The sequence below is a fragment of the Streptomyces sp. NPDC041129 genome, from assembly GCF_055592265.1.
On the sequence record NZ_JBVIYV010000002.1, the window covers coordinates 612,923 to 636,896 of the forward strand.

At 71.0% G+C, this 23,974-nt stretch carries 21 protein-coding genes; 13 read left to right on the plus strand and 8 right to left on the minus strand.

Annotation, left to right across the window (positions count from 1 at the left end; translation table 11 throughout):
* Positions 1-15: 15 nt before the first annotated feature.
* Together ACZ6B1_RS10980 and ppgK are read left to right on the plus strand one after the other, a co-directional pair.
* A complete protein-coding gene (locus ACZ6B1_RS10980; RefSeq protein ID WP_468776900.1) occupies positions 16-1,032 on the plus strand; it encodes a 4-hydroxy-3-methylbut-2-enyl diphosphate reductase in 1,017 nt (338 codons plus the stop codon).
* Positions 1,033-1,121: 89 nt separating this feature from the next.
* A complete protein-coding gene (gene ppgK / locus ACZ6B1_RS10985; RefSeq protein WP_468776902.1) occupies positions 1,122-1,883 on the plus strand; it encodes a polyphosphate--glucose phosphotransferase in 762 nt (253 codons plus the stop codon).
* 50 nt (positions 1,884-1,933) lie between these two features.
* Here ppgK and ACZ6B1_RS10990 read toward each other — a convergent pair whose 3' ends face one another.
* Positions 1,934-2,464 (minus strand): DUF6542 domain-containing protein, encoded by a 531-nt coding sequence (locus tag ACZ6B1_RS10990; RefSeq protein WP_468776904.1) that lies wholly within the window; start codon positions 2,462-2,464, stop codon positions 1,934-1,936.
* 181 nt (positions 2,465-2,645) lie between these two features.
* Between ACZ6B1_RS10990 and ychF the strand changes: the two genes are divergently transcribed.
* From ychF to ACZ6B1_RS11005, 3 genes are all read left to right on the plus strand, one after another.
* On the plus strand, positions 2,646-3,734 hold the full coding sequence (gene ychF / locus ACZ6B1_RS10995; RefSeq protein ID WP_184968237.1) for a redox-regulated ATPase YchF: 1,089 nt from the start codon (positions 2,646-2,648) through the stop codon (positions 3,732-3,734).
* Between the two features lie 529 nt (positions 3,735-4,263).
* Positions 4,264-4,848: a DUF5819 family protein gene (locus ACZ6B1_RS11000; RefSeq protein WP_468776906.1), complete on the plus strand. Its 585-nt coding sequence runs from the start codon at positions 4,264-4,266 to the stop codon at positions 4,846-4,848.
* On the plus strand, positions 4,845-6,089 hold the full coding sequence (locus ACZ6B1_RS11005; protein WP_468776908.1) for an HTTM domain-containing protein: 1,245 nt from the start codon (positions 4,845-4,847) through the stop codon (positions 6,087-6,089). The genes ACZ6B1_RS11000 and ACZ6B1_RS11005 overlap by 4 nt, the downstream gene beginning before the upstream one ends.
* A gap of 67 nt (positions 6,090-6,156) precedes the next feature.
* On the opposite strand, the gene ACZ6B1_RS11010 is transcribed toward ACZ6B1_RS11005, so the two are convergent.
* Both ACZ6B1_RS11010 and ACZ6B1_RS11015 read right to left on the minus strand, forming a co-directional pair.
* Entirely contained in the window at positions 6,157-7,035 is an 879-nt protein-coding gene (locus ACZ6B1_RS11010; protein WP_468776910.1) for a helix-turn-helix transcriptional regulator, read from the minus strand.
* A gap of 352 nt (positions 7,036-7,387) precedes the next feature.
* Positions 7,388-7,954 (minus strand): hypothetical protein, encoded by a 567-nt coding sequence (locus ACZ6B1_RS11015; protein ID WP_468776913.1) that lies wholly within the window; start codon positions 7,952-7,954, stop codon positions 7,388-7,390.
* A gap of 262 nt (positions 7,955-8,216) precedes the next feature.
* On the opposite strand from ACZ6B1_RS11015, the gene ACZ6B1_RS11020 reads away from it, so the two are divergent.
* The 6 genes from ACZ6B1_RS11020 (at position 8,217) to ACZ6B1_RS11045 (ending at position 14,766) form a co-directional block, all read left to right on the plus strand.
* Positions 8,217-9,425, plus strand: coding sequence for a DUF4190 domain-containing protein (locus ACZ6B1_RS11020; RefSeq protein ID WP_468776915.1), 1,209 nt, complete (start codon positions 8,217-8,219; stop codon positions 9,423-9,425).
* 184 nt (positions 9,426-9,609) lie between these two features.
* A complete protein-coding gene (locus ACZ6B1_RS11025) occupies positions 9,610-10,362 on the plus strand; it encodes a GntR family transcriptional regulator (protein WP_468776917.1) in 753 nt (250 codons plus the stop codon).
* A gap of 336 nt (positions 10,363-10,698) precedes the next feature.
* A complete protein-coding gene (locus tag ACZ6B1_RS11030; RefSeq protein ID WP_358927442.1) occupies positions 10,699-10,893 on the plus strand; it encodes an SPOR domain-containing protein in 195 nt (64 codons plus the stop codon).
* 30 nt (positions 10,894-10,923) lie between these two features.
* Entirely contained in the window at positions 10,924-11,364 is a 441-nt protein-coding gene (locus ACZ6B1_RS11035) for a (deoxy)nucleoside triphosphate pyrophosphohydrolase (protein ID WP_468776919.1), read from the plus strand.
* A gap of 134 nt (positions 11,365-11,498) precedes the next feature.
* Complete coding sequence (locus ACZ6B1_RS11040; RefSeq protein WP_468776921.1) at positions 11,499-11,927, plus strand: ATP-binding protein; 429 nt, start codon at positions 11,499-11,501, stop codon at positions 11,925-11,927.
* 250 nt (positions 11,928-12,177) lie between these two features.
* On the plus strand, positions 12,178-14,766 hold the full coding sequence (locus ACZ6B1_RS11045; RefSeq protein WP_468776923.1) for a SpoIIE family protein phosphatase: 2,589 nt from the start codon (positions 12,178-12,180) through the stop codon (positions 14,764-14,766).
* 12 nt (positions 14,767-14,778) lie between these two features.
* Here ACZ6B1_RS11045 and ACZ6B1_RS11050 read toward each other — a convergent pair whose 3' ends face one another.
* A complete protein-coding gene (locus ACZ6B1_RS11050; RefSeq protein ID WP_468776925.1) occupies positions 14,779-16,329 on the minus strand; it encodes a hypothetical protein in 1,551 nt (516 codons plus the stop codon).
* A gap of 80 nt (positions 16,330-16,409) precedes the next feature.
* Between ACZ6B1_RS11050 and ACZ6B1_RS11055 the strand changes: the two genes are divergently transcribed.
* Positions 16,410-17,537, plus strand: a complete 1,128-nt coding sequence (locus ACZ6B1_RS11055) for a hypothetical protein (protein WP_468776927.1) — start codon at positions 16,410-16,412, stop codon at positions 17,535-17,537.
* A 9-nt stretch (positions 17,538-17,546) separates the two neighbouring features.
* Here ACZ6B1_RS11055 and ACZ6B1_RS11060 read toward each other — a convergent pair whose 3' ends face one another.
* From ACZ6B1_RS11060 to ACZ6B1_RS11075, 4 genes are read right to left on the minus strand one after another with little or no spacing between them, the layout of a single operon-like run.
* Complete coding sequence (locus ACZ6B1_RS11060) at positions 17,547-18,317, minus strand: succinate dehydrogenase/fumarate reductase iron-sulfur subunit (RefSeq protein WP_468776929.1); 771 nt, start codon at positions 18,315-18,317, stop codon at positions 17,547-17,549.
* Positions 18,314-20,245 carry a fumarate reductase/succinate dehydrogenase flavoprotein subunit gene (locus ACZ6B1_RS11065; protein WP_468776931.1) on the minus strand — a complete coding sequence of 644 codons (1,932 nt, stop codon included), beginning with the start codon at positions 20,243-20,245 and terminating at the stop codon, positions 18,314-18,316. The genes ACZ6B1_RS11060 and ACZ6B1_RS11065 overlap by 4 nt, the downstream gene beginning before the upstream one ends.
* Positions 20,246-20,268: 23 nt before the next feature.
* Positions 20,269-21,090 (minus strand): hypothetical protein, encoded by an 822-nt coding sequence (locus ACZ6B1_RS11070; RefSeq protein ID WP_468776932.1) that lies wholly within the window; start codon positions 21,088-21,090, stop codon positions 20,269-20,271.
* 25 nt (positions 21,091-21,115) lie between these two features.
* The gene (locus ACZ6B1_RS11075) at positions 21,116-21,406 is read right to left on the minus strand and encodes a hypothetical protein (RefSeq protein ID WP_468776934.1); all 291 of its coding nucleotides are present in this window, start codon (positions 21,404-21,406) and stop codon (positions 21,116-21,118) included.
* A gap of 286 nt (positions 21,407-21,692) precedes the next feature.
* Between ACZ6B1_RS11075 and ACZ6B1_RS11080 the strand changes: the two genes are divergently transcribed.
* On the plus strand, positions 21,693-23,882 hold the full coding sequence (locus ACZ6B1_RS11080) for an ABC transporter family substrate-binding protein (protein ID WP_468776936.1): 2,190 nt from the start codon (positions 21,693-21,695) through the stop codon (positions 23,880-23,882).
* The last annotated feature ends 92 nt before the right edge of the window (positions 23,883-23,974 follow it).

Below are 23,974 nucleotides of genomic sequence, written 5' to 3' on the forward strand. Positions count from 1 at the left end.
GAACACACCCTTACGATGGGTCCCATGACCGCTTCGTCTGGCCGCCGTGTCCTGCTCGCCGCCCCCCGGGGCTACTGCGCCGGTGTCGACCGCGCTGTGATCGCCGTCGAGAAGGCCCTGGAGCAGTACGGGGCCCCGATCTACGTCCGGCACGAGATCGTCCACAACAAGTACGTCGTGCAGACCCTGGAGAGGAAGGGCGCCGTCTTCGTCGAGCGGACGGAGGAGGTGCCGCCGGGCAACATCGTGATGTTCTCCGCGCACGGCGTAGCCCCCGTCGTGCACGAGGAGGCCGAGCGCGGCCGGCTGGCCACGATCGACGCGACCTGCCCGCTGGTCACCAAGGTCCACAAGGAGGCCGTCCGGTACGCCAAGGAGGACTACGACATCCTCCTGATCGGGCACGAGGGCCACGAGGAGGTCATCGGCACCTCCGGCGAGGCCCCCGAGCACATCCAGCTCGTCGACGGCCCCGAGGACGTCGCCAAGGTCGAGGTCCGCGACCCCTCGAAGGTCGTCTGGCTGTCCCAGACCACCCTCTCCGTGGACGAGACCATGGAGACCGTCGACGCCCTGAAGACGAAGTTCCCCGGCCTGGTCTCCCCGCCGAGCGACGACATCTGCTACGCCACGCAGAACCGCCAGCTCGCCGTGAAGCAGATGGGCGCCGAGGCCGAGCTGGTCATCGTGGTCGGCTCGCGCAACTCCTCGAACTCCAAGCGGCTGGTCGAGGTCGCCAAGCTCGCCGGTGCCCGCGCCGCCTACCTGGTGGACTTCGCCGACGAGATCGACGAGGCCTGGCTGGAGGGCGTGACGACCGTCGGCGTCACCTCCGGTGCCTCCGTACCCGAGGTGCTGGTCGAGCAGGTCCTGGAGTGGCTCGCCGAGCGCGGCTACGGGGACGTGGAGATCGTCAAGGCCGCCGAGGAGTCCATCACGTTCTCGCTGCCCAAGGAGCTGCGCCGCGACCTGCGCGACGAGGCGGCGACCCTGGTCGCCGAGCGCGGCGGGAGCGGCACCGCAGGGGCGTGACCGCCACGTCCAGGCCGAGACCGCCACGTCCGGGCCGAGACCGGCATCTCCGTGGCGTGACCGTCAGTCGCACGTCGTAACGTGGTGCCATGCAGATCTTCGGCGTGGACATCGGTGGATCCGGGATCAAGGGCGCCCCTGTGGACCTGGACAAGGGAGACCTGGCCCAGGAGCGCTGCAAGGTGCTCACCCCGCACCCGGCGACGCCCGACGGCGTCGCCGACGGGGTGAAGCAGGTCATCGAACACTTCGGCTGGACCGGCCCGGTGGGCCTGACCTTCCCCGGAGTGGTCACGGGCGGCGCCACGGTCCGTACGGCGGCCAACGTCGACAAGAGCTGGGTCGACACGGACGCGCGCGCGTTGTTCGGCGGCCGGCTGGGCGGCCTGCCCGTGACCGTGGTCAACGACGCGGACGCGGCGGGCGTCGCCGAGGTGCAGTTCGGCGCCGGCCGGGACCGGCGGGGCACGGTCATCCTGCTCACCTTCGGCACCGGCATCGGCAGCGCCGTCTTCGTGGACGGAGTGCTGGTCCCCAACACCGAGCTGGGCCATCTCGAGCTGAACGGCCACGAGGCCGAGAAGCGGGCCTCCAGCAAGGCCAAGGAGGACCACGACCTGAGCTGGGAGCAGTGGGCGCGCCGGGTCGGGAAGTACCTCGCCCATGTCGAGATGCTCTTCTCGCCCGAGCTGTTCATCGTCGGCGGCGGGGTCAGCCGCAAGGCCGACAAGTTCCTGCACCTCATCGAGGGCGTGAAAGCCGAGATCGTGCCGGCCCAGCTCCAGAACAACGCGGGCATCGTCGGGGCGGCGATGCACGCGGCGCAGGCGCAGGCGCGGCTCGGGGATTAGCCGGGCGCCCCCGGGCTCAGGCCCGGGACGCGGAGTGCGGGAACCGCCGGTCAGGTACGGCTCCGGCGGGACCGCACCCACAGCACCCGGCGTACCAGCACGATCACCCCCGCGAGCAGCGTGCCCCCGTACAGCCAGCCCGCCTGTGTGGCGAGCCCGGTGACCAGCCCCATCAGCCGCCCGAGCAGCCCCCCGCTGCCGTCCGTCACAGGGAAGAGACCCGCCGCGAAGGCGATCGGCACGACGACCGGCGCGGTGAGCACGTCACCGCCGCGAACCCACAGCGCGGTCAGTACGCACACCGGCAGGAACAGCACGCCGTACAGCGTCAGGGACGCGCCGAAGACCATCTGGTCCAGCAGGCCGAGCAGGAGCATCACCGCCGCGCAGAACAGCCCGCCGCCGAGCCCGGTGAGCCGCAGCCCCGCCGGCTGCCCGTCCGCCGCTCCGGCACTCGCCGGCCGTCCGTCCGCAAGCCGCGACCCGCGCGGGGCCGGCCTACGTAGCTGCGGCGGCAGCGACGCGGGCGGTGTGCCGCGTCGCCGTCCGTTGTTCGGGGGTCGGCTTCTGCGCTGCTCCATTGGACCAACCTAGGTCTGCTTATGTGCTCAATCGGCCCTCAGACACGCCGGTGGGCGCGGCTCGGCCGGAGGTCCCGCGCTCCCGCGAGCCCGCCATCGCGGACGCCGTAGACTGGTGGATCGGCCAGTGTCTCTGGCCCCTGGCAGCCCCTGGCCCCTCTCATCTACGGGAAGTCGCAACGTGTCGCTCACGATCGGAATCGTCGGCCTGCCCAATGTCGGCAAGTCGACCCTGTTCAACGCCCTGACCAAGAACGACGTGCTGGCGGCCAACTACCCGTTCGCCACGATCGAGCCGAACGTCGGTGTGGTCGGCGTCCCGGACGGCCGCCTCGCCAAGCTGGCGTCGATCTTCAAGTCGGAGCGGATCCTCCCCGCCACGGTCGATTTCGTCGACATCGCGGGCATCGTGCGCGGAGCCTCCGAGGGCGAGGGCCTGGGCAACAAGTTCCTCGCGAACATCCGTGAGTCCGACGCGATCTGCCAGGTGATCCGCGCCTTCAAGGACGAGAACGTCGTCCACGTCGACGGCAAGGTCTCGCCGAAGGACGACATCGAGACGATCAACACCGAGCTGATCCTCGCCGACCTCCAGACCATCGAGAAGGTCCTGCCCCGGCTCCAGAAGGAGTCGCGGATCAAGAAGGACATCGCTCCCAAGGTCAAGGCCGTCGAGGAGGCCAAGGAGATCCTGGAGAAGGGCGACACCCTCTTCGCGCACGGCATCGTCCAGGGCACCGAGCGCAACGAGCTCCTGCACGACCTGCACCTGCTCACCACCAAGCCGTTCCTCTACGTCTTCAACGTCGACGAGGACGAGCTGGTCGACGAGGACTTCAAGAACGAGCAGCGCGCCCTGGTCGCCCCCGCCGAGGCGATCTTCCTCAACGCCAAGCTGGAGCAGGACCTCGCCGAGCTGGACGAGGAGGACGCTCTGGAGCTCCTGGAGTCGGTCGGCGCCGAGGAGCCCGGCCTCGCCACCCTCGCCCGCGTCGGCTTCAACACCCTCGGTCTGCAGACCTACCTCACGGCCGGCCCCAAGGAGTCCCGCGCCTGGACGATCAAGAAGGGCGCCACGGCCCCCGAGGCGGCCGGTGTGATCCACACCGACTTCCAGAAGGGCTTCATCAAGGCCGAGGTCATCTCCTTCGGCGACCTGGTCGAGACGGGCTCCGTCGCCGAGGCCCGCGCCAAGGGCAAGGCCCGCATGGAGGGCAAGGACTACGTGATGCAGGACGGCGACGTGGTGGAGTTCCGCTTCAACGTCTGAGCGCGCACGCGGAGGGGCCGGGTTCGGGAGAGCCCGGCCCCTCCGCGTTCTCCGCGACTCGACGGGCCGACGAGCCCGCCGAGTTGAACATCAGCGGAAACGACGTAGATTCGTAAGTGGGCCGCCCGCGGAGCGACCGGCGACCGACTCGATCGTGAGTCCGCCTGGAAGCAGTTCACCGTGGGGCCGGGTCTGTCGCACAAGTTCCGGCCCAGCTTCGCCCGATCGATCGAGTCGGCGACGGAACGAGCATTGTTCGTCGCATCGGGAAGAATCACACCGAGAATATGTGGCCGCGCCGTGCAGCGGCAGCGTTCCGGCGCGCTCATGTTCGCGAGGATGATCATGAAGACGCAGAAACCACAATGCCATGCGCCCGCCTGATGTGAGGGCTTCGGACGAGCCACGGCCGGCGGATCCACCGGCCGGACCGGCTCGGAAACGTACGGATCAGAACGAGGGACTGCCGGCGGACCATGGTGGCAAAGCGGCCGGGATCCAACGTCTGTCCGCGGTATCGCTGATCGTCGTGGCGCTCTCGGTGGTGGGAGTCCTGGTCGCGGTCGCCGTGCACTCGGTGGTGCTGTTCCTGGGCGTCGCCCCTTCCAACGCGCTGTCCCGGCAGCACGCCGCCGGAATCGCCAAATACGCGTACCCCGAGTTCACGCAGAACTGGAAGTTCTTCGCTCCCGAGCCGACGTCGTCGAACACCCATGTGCAGGCCCGGGTGAAGGTCGTGCGGCCCAACGGGGTTCCGTTCACCACCTCGTGGGTCGACCTGACCGCGATGGACGAGGGATGGATCAGGCACAACCCGTTCCCCAGTCAGGCGCAGCAGAACCAACTCCGGAACGCGTGGGCCAACTTCGTCTCCTCGCTCGATGACCAGGGCCGGCCGGCCGGCCAGTACGGGCAGAGGATGCAGCAGTACCTGCTGCGGACCGCCGCCCAGCGCTTCGGACCGTATGTCGAGGGTGGCACGGTGCAGTCCATACAGCTGCGCTCGGCCAGTACGCCCATCGCGGCGCCTCCGGGGAGCGGCGGATACGTCAACACCACGACCGGCTATCTGGTCGAGCCGTGGTGGACCGTCAGGGCGGAGGACTTCCAGTGAGCGCTCACTCCTCTCCGGCGACGCCCGGCCGCGCGTCCACACCGCCCCACGACACGCGCCTGTGGCACCGCGTCGGCAGCGGGGTCAGGCAGGGCCTGGAACGAGTCACCAGCGGTCCGATCGCCCCGTACCAGGCGGCGGTCATCCGGATCGGCCTCTCCTTCACCTGGCTGGTCCTGCTGTTGCGCGAATGGGTGCACCGCGACGTGCTCTACGGGCCGGGAAGCCCGTGGGGCTGGGACATGGCCCGTGAATGGAGTGCCACGAACGGGGCCTTCACCGTGCTCCTCTGGCACGACGGCCGGCTGTGGTTCGAGTTCGTCTACCTGGCGGCCATCGCCGCCGCGGTGATGATGCTCGTCGGCTGGCGGACCCGTACCGCCTCGCTGCTGTTCCTGATCGGCGTGCTGGCGATCCAGAACCGGAACCCCTTCGTGGGCAACGGTGGCGACAACGTCATCCACATCATGGCGATCTACCTGGTGTTCGCGCGCTGCGGCCGGGTCTGGTCCCTGGACGCCCGGCGGCCGGCGGAGGACCAGCAGGGCGGCCGGGACGTCGTCGGGATCGCCCTGTGGGCGTCTCTCACCGTCGTGCTCGCGCTGTTCACCGGACTGGGCGAACTGGGCGCCGGCTGGGCGCTGCTGCTCTGGGGCTTCGCCGCCGCGCAACTGGCGTGGTGGGCGGTGCGGCGCTATGCCCCCGGGGAACCCCGCGCCGTGTTGGAGATGGTCGGCAACGTGGTGCACGCGGGTGCGCTGCTCATGGTCGCGATCCAGGTGTGCCTGATCTACGCCACCTCCGGCTGGTACAAGATCCAGGGCCTCCAGTGGCAGGACGGCACGGCGCTCTACTACGTGCTGAACCTCGGCAACGTCTCCCCGTGGCCCGCTCTGTCCCACGCCGTCGCGGGCAGCAGCCTCGTCGTCCTGCTGCTGACCTACGGCACCGTGATCGTCGAAGTCGCCTTCCCCTTCACGCTGTTCAACAGACGGCTGCGGACCGTGATGGTAGCGATCATGGCTGCCATGCATGTGGGCATCGGCATCCTGCTCGGCCTGCCGTTCTTCGCACTGGCCATGATCACGACGGACGCCTTCTTCCTGCCCACCGCCGTGCTGCACTGGCTGGTCGACCGCGCGAGGCGTTCGGTGCTGTGGGCGCAGAGCTTGACGCAGAGCTGGCGGCCCATACCGCCGATAGCCGAGAAACCGGCCGAGCCTGTCCATCGCCGCGGATGACGCGGGGACGCGGAAAGGCGGTTGCTCCCCGCGGGCTTGCTCCCCGCGGGGAGCCTCCCGCCGTCGGTCACCTCACGGCCTGTCCCAGCGCGCGGTACGGCGGGGTCTGCACCGGGTGGTAGCGCCAGGTGAGTGCCGTCAGTTTGTCCTCGGTGCCGCTGCCGGGCTGGGGAGTCTCCAGAATGACCCGCCGGCCCGAGCGGTCGTCGACGACGAGCGCGGTCTCCTCCAGCATCATGTGCCCGACCAGAGGATGCCTGACCTCGCGGGTGGTGACGCGCTGCCTTCCTATTTCGTGCTGCCGCCACCAGGCGCGGAAATCCGTGCTGCATTCGCTGAGTTCGCGAACCAGCACGGTGAACCACGGTTCGTGCACGTAGAGTCCGGTCGCCGAGCGGAACTCGGCGAGTATTGAGCGGGCGCTCGGCTCCCAGTTCTGAATCAGGTCACGCATGTGATCGCTGAAGAACAGCCACAGCAGATGGCGGTGTGCCGGAGTGGTCGCGGCCGGATCGCCGTACACATCGGCCCGCGCCTGGTTCCAGGCGATAATATTGAACCGGGGGCCGAGAGCGAATGCGGGATAAGGGAGTTGGCTGTCGAGGATGCGCTGGAGCGTCGGCGGCACACCATTCGTGGGTACGGTGGCGCTGGAACGGCCATCCTCGCTCGCCAGGGTCAGAAGATAGTCGTGTTCCTCGCCGTTGAGACGAAGGGCCCCGGCGAGCGAGTTGAGGACATGGTCGGAGACCCTGATGTCCCGGGCCTGCTCGAGTTGGGAGTACCAGCACGAGCTGATACCCGCCAGGTCGGCGACATCTTCGCGGCGCAGCCCGGGGGTTCGCCGCGATGTGCGTGGCGGAAGGCCGACCTCTTCCGGTTGGAGGGCCAGCCGACGCGTTCTGAGGAAGTCCGCGAGCTCCGCTCGCCGTGGGTCGTCATTCATCCGGCGTTCCCTCTGATGGGCTGCTGATGCGGAGGCTTCATAGCCAAATACCCCTACTCGTAGGATAGTCGGTTTCTGTGTTCCGCGCGTGCGAAGTCCCTGCTGGCGGGTGGCGGGTGGCGTCCGGCGATCCGGCCCCGGCCGTGGAACCGCTGCGCGCACGGCTGTCATGAAGGCCGTTATTCGCGGCGGTTGTTGTGGGGCGTTGTGCTTTCGCCGCCCCCGTCGAGCCGGATCGGGGACCGTAGTCACCGATAACCCAGAGTCCTATGATGTCCGGTTTCTTGATGCGGGATATGGCGCGTGTGATCCTGCTGCTGAAAGCGGCGTTCGACCGTTGCGTGGTGCTGATTCACGGGCGCCGGTCATGAACGAGCGACTGTCTTTCGTTCCGCTGGTCGAAGGGAGAAAGGTCATGCGTGGCAAGCGGTACCTCATCCGGCTCAGCCCAGCGCTCATCGCTGCTCTGGCGTTCCCGGCGAGCTTCGCCGGGGAAACGGCCGGTGCTGCACCTCCCGCGGCTGTGGTGGCATCGGCCCACCAGAAGGCGCCCGCGACCACGGACCTCGCTCCGGAGCGCCCGTGCACGCCTAACCGCCAGGGTCGGCAGCAGCAGCAACAGCAGCAGCAACAGCAGCAGCAGCAGCAGCAGCAGCAACAGCAGCAGCAGCAACAGCAGCAGCAGCAACAACAGCAGCAGCAACAGCAACAACAGCAGCAACAGCAGCAGCAGCAACAGCAGCAACAGCAGCAACAGCAGCAACAGCAGCAGCAGCAGCAACAGCAGCAGGGTGGAAAGGGGCAGCAGCAGCAGCAACAGCAGCAACAGCAGCAACAGCAGCAACAGCAGCAGCAGCAGCAACAGCAGCAACAGCAGCAGCAGCAGCAACAGCAACAGCAGCAGCAGCAACAGCAGCAACAGCAGCAGGGCGGCTGAGTCGCCTGGACCAGCTGTCTCGATGCACGAAGAAGGGCCGGGCTCCATCGAGCCCGGCCCTTCCGGCGTTCTCTGCTCGGCGCAGAGCCCGGACTGCGCGTGACAGCTCGGCAGAGGAGGCGGAAACGGGCGACCACGCCGACCGGGGCCGGCCCGGCGGGGCTTAACATGCGCGCAGTCCCATCAGCCCGGGCCTGTCCGCCGGCCCCGCGCTGCCGCCGCCCGAACCAGGAGCACGGTACCGGTGTCCATACCCCCGCCCCCCGGCCCCCCGCAGCCGCACGGGCCCTATCAGCCGCCCCAGCCGCAGCACCCGCAAGGGCCGTACGGGCCGCCGGCGTATCCGCAGGGACCGGGGTACCAGCCGTGGGCGCAGGGCTACAGCCCCTACAACCGGCCCGCCCCTGTCAACGGCCTCGCCATCACCTCCCTGGTGCTCGGCGCGCTGTGCTGTCTGCCGGGCGTGGGGCTGGTGTTCGGGCTGATCGCGCTGCGGCAGATCCGGCGGCGGGGTGAGCGCGGGACGGGGCTTGCGGTGGGCGGCTCGGTGCTGTCCGGGATCGGGCTCGCGCTGTGGGCGCTGATGCTCGCCACGGGCGGCGCGTCCAGCTTCTGGGAGGGAGTGAAGGAAGGGGCGCGTGACGGCGCGAACTCCTCGCTGGTGAAGGGGGAGTGCTTCGACGCGCCCGGCGGAACGCTGAGCGACGGGACCGGCGCCGTGACCGGGGTGCCCTGCTCCGGGGAGCACGACGGCGAGGTGTTCGCCTCGTTCCGGCTGCGGGACGGCGGCTACCCCGGCGAGGACTCGGTGGCCGGCACCGCCGACGAGCGCTGCTACGGACTGCGGGACACCTACGCCATGGACGCCTGGGCCGTCCCCGACGACGTCGACGTCTACTACCGCACGCCCACCGAGCGCGGTTGGTCGGCCGGGGACCGCGAGGTCACCTGCGTCTTCGGCAGCGTGACCGAGGGTGCGAACCTGACCGGCTCGCTGCGCAACGACGCGACCGTCCTCGACACCCACCAGGTCGCCTACCTGAAGGCCGCTCACATCCTGAACGCGGCCGTGGAGTCGGCCCCGGAAGCGGAGTACGTCGAGGACGACCTGCCGGGGCACAAGGCGTGGGCCGGGCGGATCTCCACGGCCCTCGGTGGACAGGCCCGGTCGCTGCGCGGACACGATTGGCCCGGCGGTTCCCGGAAGCCGGTCACCGCCCTGGCCGCCGATCTGGACCGGGTGCGTGCCGAGTGGGCGAAGGCCGCGAAGGCGGAGGACGCCGACGCGTTCTACCAGCACTACGACACCGGCCTGCGGCTGCTCGACCCGAAGGCAGGGGTTCCCGCGCGCAGGGCCCTGGGACTGGCGACCACTCCGCCCGCAGGTGGCGGTCGTGCCAGGGGTGACGCAAGGGACGACGGCTCAGCTGGCGGCAGCGGCATGGCGGTATGAGCCGAACCGCGGCCGTGGTGATCGCTCGGAGGTGTGGCTCCGGCCGCAGCGGGCAGAAAGTGCCTGGGTAGGGCCCTCCCCGGCCCGCTGTCATCACATCGAGTGATTCTCTGGCCTTTGCTTGCACGGGACAACCCACGGTTGCCAGGCTGTTGCTGTCTGTACAACCCGATGGGAGTGGCCAGTGACTTTCGGTGAGCAGCCGGCGTACTTGCGTGTCGCGGGTGATCTCCGCAAGAAGATCGTCGACGGTTCACTGCCTCCCCATACCCGGCTCCCCTCCCAGGCCCGCATCCGCGAGGAGTACGGAGTCTCGGACACCGTCGCGCTGGAGGCCCGCAAGGTCCTGATGGCCGAGGGTCTGGTGGAGGGGCGCTCCGGCTCGGGGACGTACGTGCGCGAGCGGCCGGTGCCCCGGAGTGTGGCCCGCTCCGGCTTCCGCCCCTCCTCGGGTGCCACGCCGTTCCGGCAGGAGCAGGCCGACGCCTCGGTGCGCGGCACCTGGGAGTCCAGCAGCGCGCAGGCCACGGCCGGGGCCGTCATCGCCGAGCGGCTCGGCGTCGAGCCCGGCGCGCGCGTCATGCGCACGAAGTACCTGTTCAGGGAGGCGGGGGAGACCATGATGCTCTCCACCTCCTGGGAACCCCTCGCCGTCACCGGTCGCACCCCGGTGATGCTGCCCGAGGAGGGGCCGCTCGGCGGCATGGGCGTGGTCGAGCGGATGCGGGCCATCGACGTCATCGTGGACAACGTCACCGAGGAGGTCGGCGCCCGGCCCGGCCTCGCCGAGGAACTGCACGTTCTCGGCGGCGTCCCCGGTCATGTCGTCCTCGTCATCCAGCGCACCTACTTCGCCTCCGGCCGTCCGGTGGAGACCGCCGACGTCGTGATCCCGGCCGACCGGTACCGGGCCGCGTACCACCTGCCCGTGAGGTAGCGCACACCCCGGCACGCGCCGCGAGCCGGTGCTCCGCCGCCCACGCTGGCACCCGGTGCCCTACCCGCCGCTGCAATCCGGCCGTTCTCCCAGGTGATCGCCGGTGCGGCCGAAATGCCCCCGGCCCACGGCAACAGCGCAGGGGGCGGCGCGTTCACGGTCGCGCGCCCCCTGCGTTCTGGCTGGTTGCGTACCTCTTTGTGAAAAGACGTATTCGCTCCGTGAAGGTTGGGCGTACGCTCGGGCATATGCGGACTGCGGTTTCCTTGGGCGGGGCTCGGCGGGCGCCCGAGTGCGAGGGAGGGCGGGGCGGTGCGAGAAGGAACGGTGGGGGCCATGAGTGAGGGCACGGGCGTCTCCCTGCCCTGGATCGTGATACGGCAGGACGACAACGGCAATCGCTACCGCGTGGGGCGGTACGCGACCCGGGCCGAGGCCCAGAAGATCGCCGACAGCCTCGACGACCACGGACACAAGCAGCTCTACTGGGTCGAGCGCATCGGTCAGAACGGGAACGGCGCCCACAACTGACCTTCTCCGCCTTCCCGTAGGCTCCACACCATGACGGATCGGCCCATGACGGATCGCCCCACGACAGACCGGATCGTGGTGGTGGGAGCCGCCCTGCTCGACGCCGGCCGACTGCTCGCCGCGCGCCGCAGCGCACCCCCCGAGCTGGCCGGACGCTGGGAACTGCCCGGCGGCAAGGTCGAGCCGGGCGAGCGGCCCGAGGACGCCCTGACGCGTGAACTGGCCGAGGAACTCGGCATCGACGCCGAGCCCGTCGAACGCGTACCGGGGGAGTGGCCGCTGAAGTCCCCGTACGTGCTTCGGGTGTGGACCGTCCGGCTGCGCGACGGCTCCGCCGCCCCCCGGCCCCTCCAGGACCACGACGAACTGCGCTGGCTCACCCCCGACCAGCTCTGGGAGGTGCCCTGGCTCGAGCAGGACGTACCCGCGGTCCGCGAGGTCGCCGCCCGTCTCGGCACGGGAGCGCGCTGAGCGGAGCCCGCGACAGCCGGGCATGGTACGGCGGAGCGCGCCCTACGCCGTTCGCACCACAGTGCGCCGTCCTGCGCGGTACTGCCCCCTGGATACCGGGTATGTGCCCATTAACCCCATGAAAACGGACATGGGTGGGCTCGCTGGCCTGGGAAGTGATCGGCGTGATCGACATCGATGGCGACTGCGCCGAGTGGATTTTCCCCGCGGAGCCGGACGTCGTGCGCACCGCCCGTGGCGCGGTCCGCGGCCAACTGCGCGGCTGGGACCTCGACTGTGTCGCCGACCTCGCGGCGCTGCTGGTGAGCGAGCTGGTGACCAACTCCCTGCGGCACGCCACCGGCCCCATCGGTGTGCGACTGGTGCGCCCCGCGCAGCTCCGCGACACGCTGCTGGTCGAGGTCTCCGACCCGCTCCCCGACCCGCCGCGCGAGCGTGTCGCCCAGCCCGAGGACGAGAGCGGCCGCGGCCTGCAGCTGGTGGCCGGCGCCGCGCGCCGCTGGGGAACGCGGCCCGGCGGTGGCGGAAAGACCGTCTGGTTCGAGCTCGCGGTGCCCGGCTGAGCGCGGTGTACATCCCGGCGTGCGCCGTCCATCCTGCGGGGCCGCCCGGCGACCGGGGCGCAAGTACGTGATTCGAGGCCGTGTTACCTGGTTAGAAGACTGGAAGTGTTGTCGCGGCCCGGTCCGAAAAGCACCTCGACCGAGCTGTGATCGTGAACACCGTGTTGTGCGGCGCCGTAGTGCTGGATACTGCGGGCAGCCGCCCCCGGTGACCGGTACCGGGTGCGGTGAGCTGGAGGGGACGGTTCGCGTGAGCGAGATACCAGCGAAGGCCACGGAGTCCGAGGACCCGTCGGACGGCGCGAGTGACCAGGCCGCACGCAACGCGGGCGGCCCGGGTGACGCCATGTGGCAGAGCAGTCCGCCCGGCTCCATCTACGACTACATCAGGGTCGCGTCCTTCTCCATCGGTCCCGGTGGGCTGGTCGACCAGTGGAGCCTGCGCGCCGAGCAGCTCTTCGGCATCCCCGCCGAACGCGCCGTCGGGATGGACCCGATCGAGGCCTTCGTCGACTACGACCTGCACGAGCGCAGCCAGCGGAAGATGGCCGAGATCCTCGACGGACGGGAGTGGACCGGGGTGGTGCCCTTCCGGATGCCGGACGGGTCGGACGGGGCCCCCGGCGAGGAGGGTCTCGCCGAGGTCTACGTCATGCCCACCCGGACCGCCGAGGGCGAGCGGGCCGCCGTCTGCATCGTGGTGGACGTCCGCACCCTGCGCAGCATCGAGACGGACCTCGCCGCCTCGCAGGCGATATTCGGTCAATCCCCGTTCGGATTCCTGTTGATCGACACCGATCTGAGGGTCCGTCGGGCGAACATGCGTTTCGCCTCCATCTTCGGCGGGACCCCGGACGACCACCGTGGCAAGGGAGTTCACGACTACCTGCCGCGCGCCGAGGCGGATCGGGTTTCGGCCACGCTGCGGCGGGTGCTGGAGACCGGTGACTCCATCACCGACATGCATGTGACCGGGTTCGTCCCGGGCTCCGAGGAGCGCCGGCACTGGTCCGTCAACCTCTACCGGGTGCACAGCGGAAGCGGCCGCCCCATCGGCGTCGCGTGGCTGGGTACCGACATCACCGCCCGCCGCGCGGCCGCCCGGGAGGCGGCGGCGGCCCGGCGCAACCTCGCCCTGCTCAACGAGGCCGGCGCCCGCATAGGAAACTCCCTCGACCTGGAGACCACGGCCCGCGAACTCCTCGACGTCGTCGTCCCCGGCTTCTGCGACCTCGCCACCGTCGACCTCTACCAGGGGCTCCTCATCGGCGACGAGACCCCACCCGGCCTCGCCGACGGCAGCGCCGAACTGCGCCGCGTCGCCTTCGCCAGCGCCGTCTCCGACGCGCCACTCAGCGGCTCCGGTGACACCGTCGCGGTCGGCGCGGTCCACCACTTCCCCTTCAACTCGCCCTGTGCGGACGCCCTGCGCACCGCCCGGCCGCAGCATGTGCCGCCGGAGGACGGGGGACTCGTGCAGTCCACGCTGGCGGTGCCGATGGTCGCCCACGACACCGTCGTCGGACTCGCGCGGTTCGCCCGTACGAAGGGCAGCGAGCCGTTCGGCGACCGGGACCGGGACCTCGCGGTCGAACTGGCCGCGCGCGCCGCCGTCTGTATCGACAACGCCCGCCTGTACCGGCGTGAGCACGAACGGGCGCTGATACTCCAGCGCTCCCTGCTCCCGCCCGGCGACCCGGAGGCCTCCGGGCTCGACATCGCCTGCCGCTACCTGCCCGGGAACGCGGCCACCGAGGTCGGCGGCGACTGGTTCGACGTCATAGAACTCCCCGGTCACCGCACCGCCCTGGTCGTCGGCGACGTCATGGGGCGCGGGCTGCGCGCGGCGGTCGCGATGGGCGAACTGCGCACGGCCGTACGCACCCTGGCGCTGCTGGACCTCGAACCTGCCGAAGTGCTCTCCGCGCTGGACGAGATCGCCCGCGGCCTCGGCACCCCCGGGGGCGTCCAGCAGGCCACCCGCGCCGCGCGCCAGCCCCGCGACGCCGACCTCTCCGAGGTCTACCTCGCGACCTGTGTGTACGCCGTCTACGACTCCGTCACCAGGCGCTGTACGTTCGCCAACGCCGGGCACCTGCCGCCGGTGCTGGTGGAGCCCGGCGAGGCGGCCCTGATGCTCGACGTGCCGCCCGGGATGCCGCTCGGTGTGGGCGGCGAGCCGTTCGAGGAGGTCGAGGTCGAACTGCCGGAGGGCGCACTGCTCGCCCTCTACACGGACGGCCTGGTCGAGTCCCGCGACCACCCCCTGGACGAGGGTCTCCAGGCCTTCGTGGGCGCGCTCACCGACCCCGCCCGGCCCCTGGAGGACGTCTGCGACCACGTCCTGAACACCCTCGACACCCATCACGGCGAGGACGACATCGCGCTGCTGATGGCCCGGGTCCAGGGGCTGCCCGCAGAGTCCGTCGGCGACTGGACGCTGCCGCGCGAGCCGCGCAGCGTGGGGCGGGCCCGTGAGTACGCCCGGGCCCAGCTGGTCGGCTGGGGACTTGAACCGCTGGTCGACACCACGGAGCTGCTGGTCAGCGAGCTGGTGACGAACGCGCTGCGCTACGGGGAGGGTGAGATCAGGCTGCGGCTGCTGCTGGACCGGACCCTGGTGTGCGAGGTGTGGGACTCCGGTCTCGTGCAGCCGCGCCGACGCCGGGCCCGGGACACCGACGAGGGCGGCCGCGGTCTGCAACTCGTCGGGCTGCTCAGCGCGGCCTGGGGTTCGCGGCGCACGCCACGCGGCAAGACGGTGTGGTTCGAACTCCCCCTCCCCGGCGGCGAAACCGGCCTGACCGACCCGGCCGAGGCTCTGCTCAGCCTGTTCTGAGAACCCGGCGCGTCACGGCAGGTGGCGGCGGGAGCGGGTGCGGGGGCCGCCGAAGCTCGCCGGGGGGCCGCCGTCCGGGTCCTCGGCCAGCAGGATGCCGCCGAGGACGGCGCCGGTGACGCCGGTGGCGTGGCCGTCGGCGAACGGGTTCCCGTGGGTGCGCACGTCCCGCTCGGCCAGTTCCCGGGCCTGCCCGGCGAGCACGTCCGCCTCGGTGCCCGAGCCCAGGGCCCGCACCGCCTGCGCCAGCCGGGCCCGCGCCGGTGCGCCCACCGCCCCCCGGTGCACGGCGACGAAGTCCTCCGTGGCGTCGACCGAGGCGCGCGAGACGAGCAGCGCGGCGGCCTCCAGCACTCCGGAACGCCCCGCCTCCAGGTGTTCCACGGCCCGGGTGATCCGCCGCAGCGCGTCCAGCGGGTCGTACGGGCCGCCGATCAGCTCGGCGCGCACAGCGGCCGGCGCCGCGTCGGCGTGCGCGAGCCGGGCCCGCAGCTCCCCGCCGGTCAGTGAGGTGCGCCCGCCCTCCTTCCGCACCCCGGCGATCTCCGCCTCCGCGCCGGTCAGCGCGGCCGGCACCAGCGCGGCCGCCTCCCGCAGCCGGGCCGCGAGCCGTTCCACCCCGCCCACCAGGACACCGGCCTGGGTGACACCGCCCTCGGCGGCGCGCAGCTGCCGGGCGGCCCGTGACTGCTCGCCCGAATCGGCCGCCTGCCGGGCCTCGTTGAGCCGCTCGGTGGCGAACACCAGCCGATCCTTTGCCTGTTCGACAAACCCGGTGACCGGTGCGCTCGCCGAGGGTGCGTACCGCTCCCGCAGTCCCGCCGCCGTCGCCTGCGCCGCCGCCGTCCGCGCGGCCAGTTCACGGAACCGCGCCTCCGCGAGCTCCAGGGCCGCGGTCGTCCCCTGTTCCAGCCCGCGCAGACGGTCCAGCTCCGCCGCCTCGGCGTCCAGCCGCCGGCCCGCCTCCGCGCACCGTCCGACCACCCCCACCAGTGCCTGCCGCCGGGCCGTCGCGTCCCCCGGAACCCCCTCCTCGTAGCGCCGCCACATCGCGAACGCGGCCGACAACTCGGTCTCCGCGGCCCGTAGGGCGGGCGCGAACGGCTCGACCGCCTCCGCCCCGAACAGCGCCTCGACGTAGGAGAGTTCCTCCCGACTGCCACGCACGCAGTCGTCGGCCAGTACCAGCGCGGCGCGGGCCTGCCGCTCGCTCTCGGCCGGAGTGGGCACGGGCGGCGCCGCCGGCACCACGCCCGGTGTGGTGCGGCTCCGGGCCCGCCGGGTGCGCCGCAGATACCCGTAACCGGCGAGCACCCCGGCCGCGCCCAGGGCGGCGAGCGGCAGCACGAGGTCGGTCGTGGAGGTCTCGTCCTGCCCCGGTGCGGCGGAGCCGGCGACCGGTCCGGCCGGGGCGGCGGGAACCGGATCACCGCTCCCCGCCGTCATCACCGGCAACACCAGCCACCCGGTTCCCACCAGCGCACCGGCCGCGGCGAGCGCCAGGCGCACCCGTATGGGCGCGCGGGTGCGCCTGGGCCGGCCGCGGATCGGGGAGGACGTCACATTTCGGAGCGTATGGGCAGGTGGACGCCCGCGCGAGTGGGGCGGACGCGGCCGGGGGAACGCGATGACAGGGGGTCGGGATGGACACGGAACGGCACGACGGGGAGACGGGACCGGACCAGGAGGCACCGCAAGGCCGGGCCTCCGAGGCGCCGCCCGCTCCCGCCGCCGACCAGCCGGCACCCGGCGACGGCGGAAAGCCCAGGCGCCGCCGTCTGCGCCGCGTCCTGCTCGCGGTCCTCCTGGCCCTGACCCTGCCCCTTCTCACCGCCGAGACGGCCCTCCGCCTCAACTACACCGGCACCCCGGCCCCCGGCACCCTCACCCGCCACAAGGACGCCCTCTGGCTGGGCCACGCCTGGGTGGACGGCCGCAAGACCGACGCGGACGTCAAGGCCCTCGCCGACCGCCTCCGGGGTACCGGAATCCGTGACCTGTACGTCCACTCCGGCCCCCTGGAGCACGACGGCACACTCCCGAAGTCAGCCTACAGAAGGGCGGGTTGGCTCACCGCGGCCGTGCACCGGGAACTCCCCGGCGTCCGGGTCCAGGCCTGGCTCGGCGACGTGCTGGCCAGCGAGGGCCCCTCCGGCCTGCACCTGGAGCGCGCCGCCACCCGCGAGGCGATCGTCGAATCGACCCGCGGCGTCCTCGCCGCCGGCTTCGAGGGCGCCCACTTCGACCTGGAGCCCCTCCACTCCGGCGACCGCGACTACCTCTCCCTCCTCGACGACCTGCGCGCCCTCACCCGCGACCGTCACGCCCTGCTCTCCGTCGCCGCCCACCAGATCGACCCGCTGCCCGGCTTCCACTCCTTCTGGGGCACGACCACCGGCCACCCCAAGTGGTGGTCGCAGGCCTACTTCGGGCAGGTGGCCCGCCGAGTGGACCAGATCGCCGTGATGTCGTACGACACCATGCAGCCGCTGCAGAGCCTGTACGGCGGCTATGTGGCCCAGCAAACCAGCCTCGCCCTGGAGGTCACGCCCAGGACCACCGACCTGCTGATGGGCCTGCCCTTCTACCACGAGAACCGCTTCGGCCACTGGGCCCACGCCGAGACGGTCCCGGCCGCCGTCCGCGGCGTCCGCCTCGGCCTGTCCCGCACCGACGCCGGCCGCACCCGCTTCGGCGTCGCCCTGTACGTCGACTTCGCGGCCACCGAGGACGACTGGACCGCCTATCGGAAGGACTGGGTGCGGGGGTAGTGCCGCCCGCTACCGGGAACGTCTCCTGATCTTCGATCCCAGCCAGACCAGCGGGTCGTACTTGCGGTCGACGGCGCGTTCCTTCAACGGGATCAGGGCGTTGTCCGTGATCCGGATGCCCTCCGGGCAGACCTCCGTGCAGCACTTGGTGATGTTGCAGTAGCCGAGGCCGTGCTCGTCCTGGGCCGTGCGCCCCCGGTCCAGGCCCTTCTCGGCGGCCGCGTCCAGCGGGTGCATGTCCAGCTCCGCGATGCGCATCAGGAACCGCGGGCCGGCGTACGCCCGCTTGTTCTCCTCGTGGTCGCGCACGACGTGACAGACGTCCTGGCACAGGAAGCACTCGATGCACTTGCGGAACTCCTGCGAGCGTTCCACGTCCTCCTGCGACATCCGGTACTCGCCCGGGCCGAGACCGGCCGGCGGCACGAACGCCGGGATCTCCCTGGCCTTGCGGTAGTTGTAGCCGACGTCCGTCACCAGGTCCCGGACCACCGGGAAGGCCCGCAGCGGGGTGATGGTGACCGTCTCGTCCCGGTCGAACACCGACATGCGGGTCATGCACAGCAGCCGGGGCCGTCCGTTGATCTCCGCCGAGCAGGAACCGCACTTGCCCGCCTTGCAGTTCCAGCGCACCGCGAGATCGGGGGCCTGGGTGGCCTGGAGGCGGTGCACGATGTCGAGCACCACCTCACCGTCGTTGACCTCGACCGTGAAGTCCGCCAGGCCACCGCCGCTGACATCGCCCCGCCACACCTTGAAGCGGGCCTCGTAGCTGCTCACTCGTACAGCTCCTCTTCGGCGAGGTACTTGACCAGCTCCTCCTTCTCGAAGAGGGCGAGCAGGTCCGGGCGGACGGGTTCGGTGGTCTCCCGGGTGAGCCGGATCTGGCCCCGGGCGGGATCGGTACCGGCGAGGGTGCCGCCGGGGTCGGCGAGCGCGCACAGCAGGTTCACGTTGCGCCAGCCGCGGTCCATGGCGGGGTGGTCCTCCCGGGTGTGCCCGCCGCGCGACTCGGTGCGCTCCAGCGCGGCCCGCGCCACGCACTCGCTGACCAGCAGCATGTTCCTGAGGTCGAGGGCCAGGTGCCAGCCCGGGTTGAACTGGCGGTGCCCCTCGACACCGGCCCGCCGGGCCCGTACCCGCAGCTCGGCCAGCTTGTGCAGGGCCTGCTCCATCTCGCCCTCCCGGCGGATGATGCCCACCAGGTCGTTCATCGTCTGCTGGAGCTCCTGGTGCAGGGTGTACGGGTTCTCCGGCGGTCCCGCCTCGCCCTCCGTCTGCGCGGAGAACGGGCGCAGGGCCTCCGCGGACGCCGTGTTGACCTGGGCGTCGTCGACCCGCGGACGCCGGTCCGCCAGTTCCCGCGCGTACTCCGCCGCGTGCCAGCCCGCCCGGCGCCCGAACACCAGCAGGTCGGAGAGCGAGTTGCCGCCGAGCCGGTTGGACCCGTGCATGCCGCCGGCCACCTCACCGGCCGCGAACAGCCCCGGCACCCCGCGCGCCGCCGCCGTGTCGGACTCGACGGCGATGCCGCCCATCACGTAGTGACAGGTCGGCCCGACCTCCATCGCCTCCGCCGTGATGTCGACGTCCGCCAGCTCCTTGAACTGGTGGTACATCGACGGCAGCCGGCGCCGGACGACCTCGGCGGGCATCCGGGTGGACACGTCCAGGAAGACCCCGCCGTGGGGCGAGCCGCGGCCCTCCTTCACCTCGGAGTTGATCGCCCGGGCCACCTCGTCGCGGGGCAGCAGCTCGGGAGGCCGGCGGTTGTGGTCGGGGTCGTCGTACCACCGGTCGGCCTCCTCCTCCGACTCGGCGTACTTCTCCTTGAACACGTCCGGGATGTAGTCGAACATGAACCGCTTGTTCTCGGAGTTGCGCAGCACACCGCCGTCGCCGCGCACCGACTCGGTGACGAGGATGCCCTTGACCGACGGCGGCCAGACCATTCCCGTCGGGTGGAACTGCACGAACTCCATGTTCAGCAGCGGCGCCCCGGCCAGCAGCGCGAGGGCGTGCCCGTCACCGGTGTACTCCCACGAGTTCGAGGTGACCTTGAACGACTTGCCGATCCCGCCGGTCGCGACGACCACGGCGGGGGCCTCGAGGACGAAGAACCGTCCGGTCTCGCGCTCGTAGCCGAAGACGCCGCCGACCTGATCGCCGTCCTTGAGGATCCGCGTGACCGTGCACTCCTGGAACACCTTCAGCCGTGACTCGTGGTCCCCGGTCTCCCTGGCGTCCTCCTGCTGGAGCGAGACGATCTTCTGCTGGAGGGTGCGGATCAGCTCCAGTCCCGTACGGTCGCCGACGTGCGCGAGCCGCGGGTACTCGTGGCCGCCGAAGTTGCGCTGCGAGATCCGTCCGTCCTTCGTCCGGTCGAACAGCGCGCCCCAGGTCTCCAGCTCCCACACCCGGTCCGGAGCCTCCCGGGCGTGCAGTTCGGCCATCCGCCACTGGTTGAGGAACTTCCCGCCGCGCATGGTGTCGCGGAAGTGGACCTGCCAGGTGTCGTGCTCGTTGGCGTTGGCCATCGCCGCCGCGATGCCGCCCTCGGCCATCACCGTGTGCGCCTTGCCGAACAGCGACTTGCAGATCACCGCCGTACGGGCGCCCCGCTCGCGCGCCTCGATCGCGGCGCGCAGCCCGGCGCCCCCGGCACCGACCACGACGACGTCCCACTCCTGCCGGTCGACCACGGACATCAATCAGTCCCTCACTGGAGTCACTAGAAGAAGCGCGGATCGTCGAAGACGCCGGACGCGACGAGATAGACGTAGAAGTCGGCGAGCGCCACGCTCACCAGGGACGCCCAGGCGAGCAGCATGTGACGGGCGTTCAGCCGCCCGACGAACTGCCACGCGCGGTAGCGCACGGGATGCCGGGAGAAGTGCTTGAGCTTGCCGCCGACGATGTGCCGGCAGGAGTGGCAGGAGATCGTGTACGCCCAGATCAGCACGATGTTGGCCAGGAACACCAGGGTGCCGAGGCCCATGTGGCCCCAGCGGTAGTGCGGGTCCCGGAAGGACAGCACGGTGTCGTAGGTCAGCACGCAGGCGACCAGCAGGGCGGCGTAGAAGAAGTAGCGGTGGATGTTCTGCAGGATCAGCGGGAAGCGGGTCTCGCCGGTGTACCCGCGGTGCGGCTCGGCCACCGCGCAGGCGGGCGGGGAGGCCCAGAAGCTGCGGTAGTACGCCTTGCGGTAGTAGTAGCAGGTCAGGCGGAAGCCGAGCGGGAAGATCAGGATGATGATCGCCGGTGAGACGCCCCACCAGCTCCCGAAGATCTCGGCGTTCGGCCCGGCGCGCATGGTGTGGCAGTTCTCCGCCAGGCAGGGCGAGTAGAACGGCGAGACGTACGGCGCCGCGTAGTAGTGCGCGTTGGCGAACGCCCGCCAGGTCGAGTAGACGACGAAGGCGAGCAGACCGGCCGCGGTGACGCCGGGCGCCAGCCACCAGCGGTCGGTCCGCAGATGCGGTGCGGCGATGGCGGCGCGGGTACCGCCGCGCACGCCACCGCTGTCCGGTTGGGATTCCGTACCAGTAGCCAAGACGGGACTCCGGTCGGTTCGGGGTTCAGGGGGCGTGCCGGTCGCGGGCGCCCAGACCCTCGTCGTCCGAGTCCGTCCACAGGCTGATGTCGTACGGCGTGTCGGAGATGGTGACGAGGTCGGGCCGGCTCGGGGCGGCCGGTTGGCTCGCCGCCTCGCGCAGCAGCCGCAGGCTGTCGCGCAGATGGTCGGCGTCCATCCGGACCCGGCGCATCTCCAGGCCACCGCTGCCGAGCTGCTGCTCCAGGCGTCCGATCGACCGGTGCAGGTCGTCCAGACAGCGTTGGACGGATGTCAGTTCGTCGTGCACGGACATGACTTGCCCTCACTTCCGCGGGTCTGCGGGCCTTGGGCGGCGACGTTCATGCGCCTTGGAGTGTTGCGCGTCACACCTGGTGCTGTGAAGAGATGTGCACCGATTGGCCGAGGCGTACGGATGCACTTTCGGTGTGTTGCGCCGCACGGGTGGGGTTCGTGTCCGTTGCCGCCGTGTCGCCCGCTGTTGCCGGATCCTTTCCTCTTCAGTGGGTGCATAGATCTGATCAGCTCCATATACCGCCAAAAGTGATCATAACGCCCGCGGCTTCCCGGAGGTAGCAGAGATGTCCCACCACGGCGTCGGCCTGCGCGCGGTCCTGCGCCCGGCCGCCATCCTCACCGCGGGTGCCCTAGCGGTGCCGCTCCTGGCCGGCTGCGGCTCCGACGAGGAGGCGAGCCGACCCCTGGCCGGACAGGACATCGGCCTCGTCGCCCGCGACAAGGTCACCGAGGGCGGCACGCTTAAGTGGGCCGTGGACGCCGTGCCGGAGACCCTGAACACCTACCAGGCCGACGCCGACGCGGGCACCACCCGCGTCGCGCAGGCGGTGCTGCCGTCGATGTTCCGGTCCGACGCGAACGGCCGGCCGGTGGCGAACCCCGCCTACCTGGAGTCCGCCAAGGTCATCGAGACCGAACCGCGCCAGGTCGTGCTGTACAAGCTGAACCAGCAGGCGGTGTGGAGCGACGGCCGGGAGATCGGCGCCGCCGACTTCGCCGCCCAGTGGCGCGCCCTGTCCGGCAAGGACAGCGCCTACTGGACCGCCCGCAACGCCGGCTACGACCGCATCGAGAAGATCGAGCGCGGCTCCGGCGACCTCCAGGTCCGGGTCACCTTCTCCCGCCCCTACGCCGACTGGAAGTCGCTGTTCTCCCCGCTGTACCCGAAGGACGTCATGGGCACCCCGGACGCCTTCAACGACGGCGCCCGCCGGAAGCTGAACGTCACCGCGGGCCCCTTCAAGGTGGAGAAGGTCGACACGGCCAAGAAGGACGTCGTCCTCACCCGCAATCCGCGCTGGTGGGGCAGCCCCACCAAGCTGAACGAGCTGGTGCTGCACGCGGTGGACCGCGACAAGCGGGTGTCCGCGCTCGCCGACGGAACCGTGCAGATCGCCGACATCGACTCCGCCGACGCCGAGCGGATCAAGGCGGCCTCCGGCTCGGGCGGCTCCCCGCTGCGGGGCGGCGGCAAGACCTCCGCGAGCAGGCTGCGGTCCTGGGCGCTGGCGCACGGCTTCGAAGCCGAGCAGGTGAAGGTCGGCAGGAAGAAGCTGCGCAAGGCGATCACCCGGTACCTGGAACAGCAGCAGGAACTGCGCGCCTTCGGCGTCCGCAAGTCGCTGGAGCCCGCCTACACCCAGCTCGCCCTCAACGGTGCCGGGGGCATGCTCGCCGACGAGCGGGTCCGCCGGGCCGTCGCGCGGGCCCTCGACCGCGAGGAGCTGGCCAAGGTCGTGCTGACCCCGCTCGGCCTGCCCGCCGTGCCGGTCGGCAGCCACCTCGCCCTGTCCGGGCAGGACGCGTACGCCGACGGCAGCGGCGCCCTGGGCGGCCCGGACGTCAAGGAGGCGCAGGCGCTGCTCACGGACGCCGGCTGGGTGGCCGGCGGCCCGGTGAAGGAGCAGAAGCAGGCCGAGAAGGCGGCCGGCGCCGAGCGCGGCAAGGGCGACAAGGAAAAGAAGTCCGACGGCGGCAAGGACGGCGAGTACATCGTCGGCGAGGACGACAAGGCCAAGCAGCACGAGTCGGCCGAGGAGCGGCGGGAGAAGGGCGACGAGGGCGGCAAGCACCTCGCCCAGGACGGCAGGCAGTACTCCGGCAAGGACCTGAAGCAGGGCGGTGCGCCGGGCGCCTACGCCCCGCGGGGCACCGCCGCCCCGGCCGGCGCCGTGACCGCGCCGCTGGCCAAGGACGGCAAGGCGCTCGACCTGCGCTTCGTGCTCCCCTCGGGGCCGGGATCCGAGACGCTGGACACCGTCGCCGCCCGAATCTCGGCGATGCTGACGAAGGTCGGCATCCGCACGACGATCACCAAGGTCTCGGACGAGAGCTACTTCAAGGACCACATCGCCTCCGGCGACTACGACCTCGCCCTGTACTCGTGGCCGTCCTCCGCCTTCCCCGCCACCGACGCCCGGCCGATCTACGGCAAGCCGATCCCGGCCGCCGACGGCTCGGTGAACATCGAGCAGAACTACACCCGGGTCGGCACCGACCAGGTCGACCAGCTCTTCGACCAGGCCGCGGCGACGCTGGACGAGGACGAGGCGCGCGACCTGATCCGCAAGGCTGACTCCCGTATCTGGGCCGCGGCCGCCTCCATCCCGCTCTACCAGCGGCCCGAGCTGGTGGGCGTGCGCAAGGACGTGGTCAACGCGGGCGCGTTCGGCTTCCGGACGCCGGTCTACGAGGACATGGGTTTCCTGAAGAAGGGCGCGAAGATCGCACCCGGCCCGACCGCCACGAAGTGAGGCCCGGCCTGTCCGGGCGGTGAACCGGAGACCGTCCGGAATGTGAACCCGAGCCGTCCGGCACCCGACCCCGTGGCCCTGCGGAGGCCTTC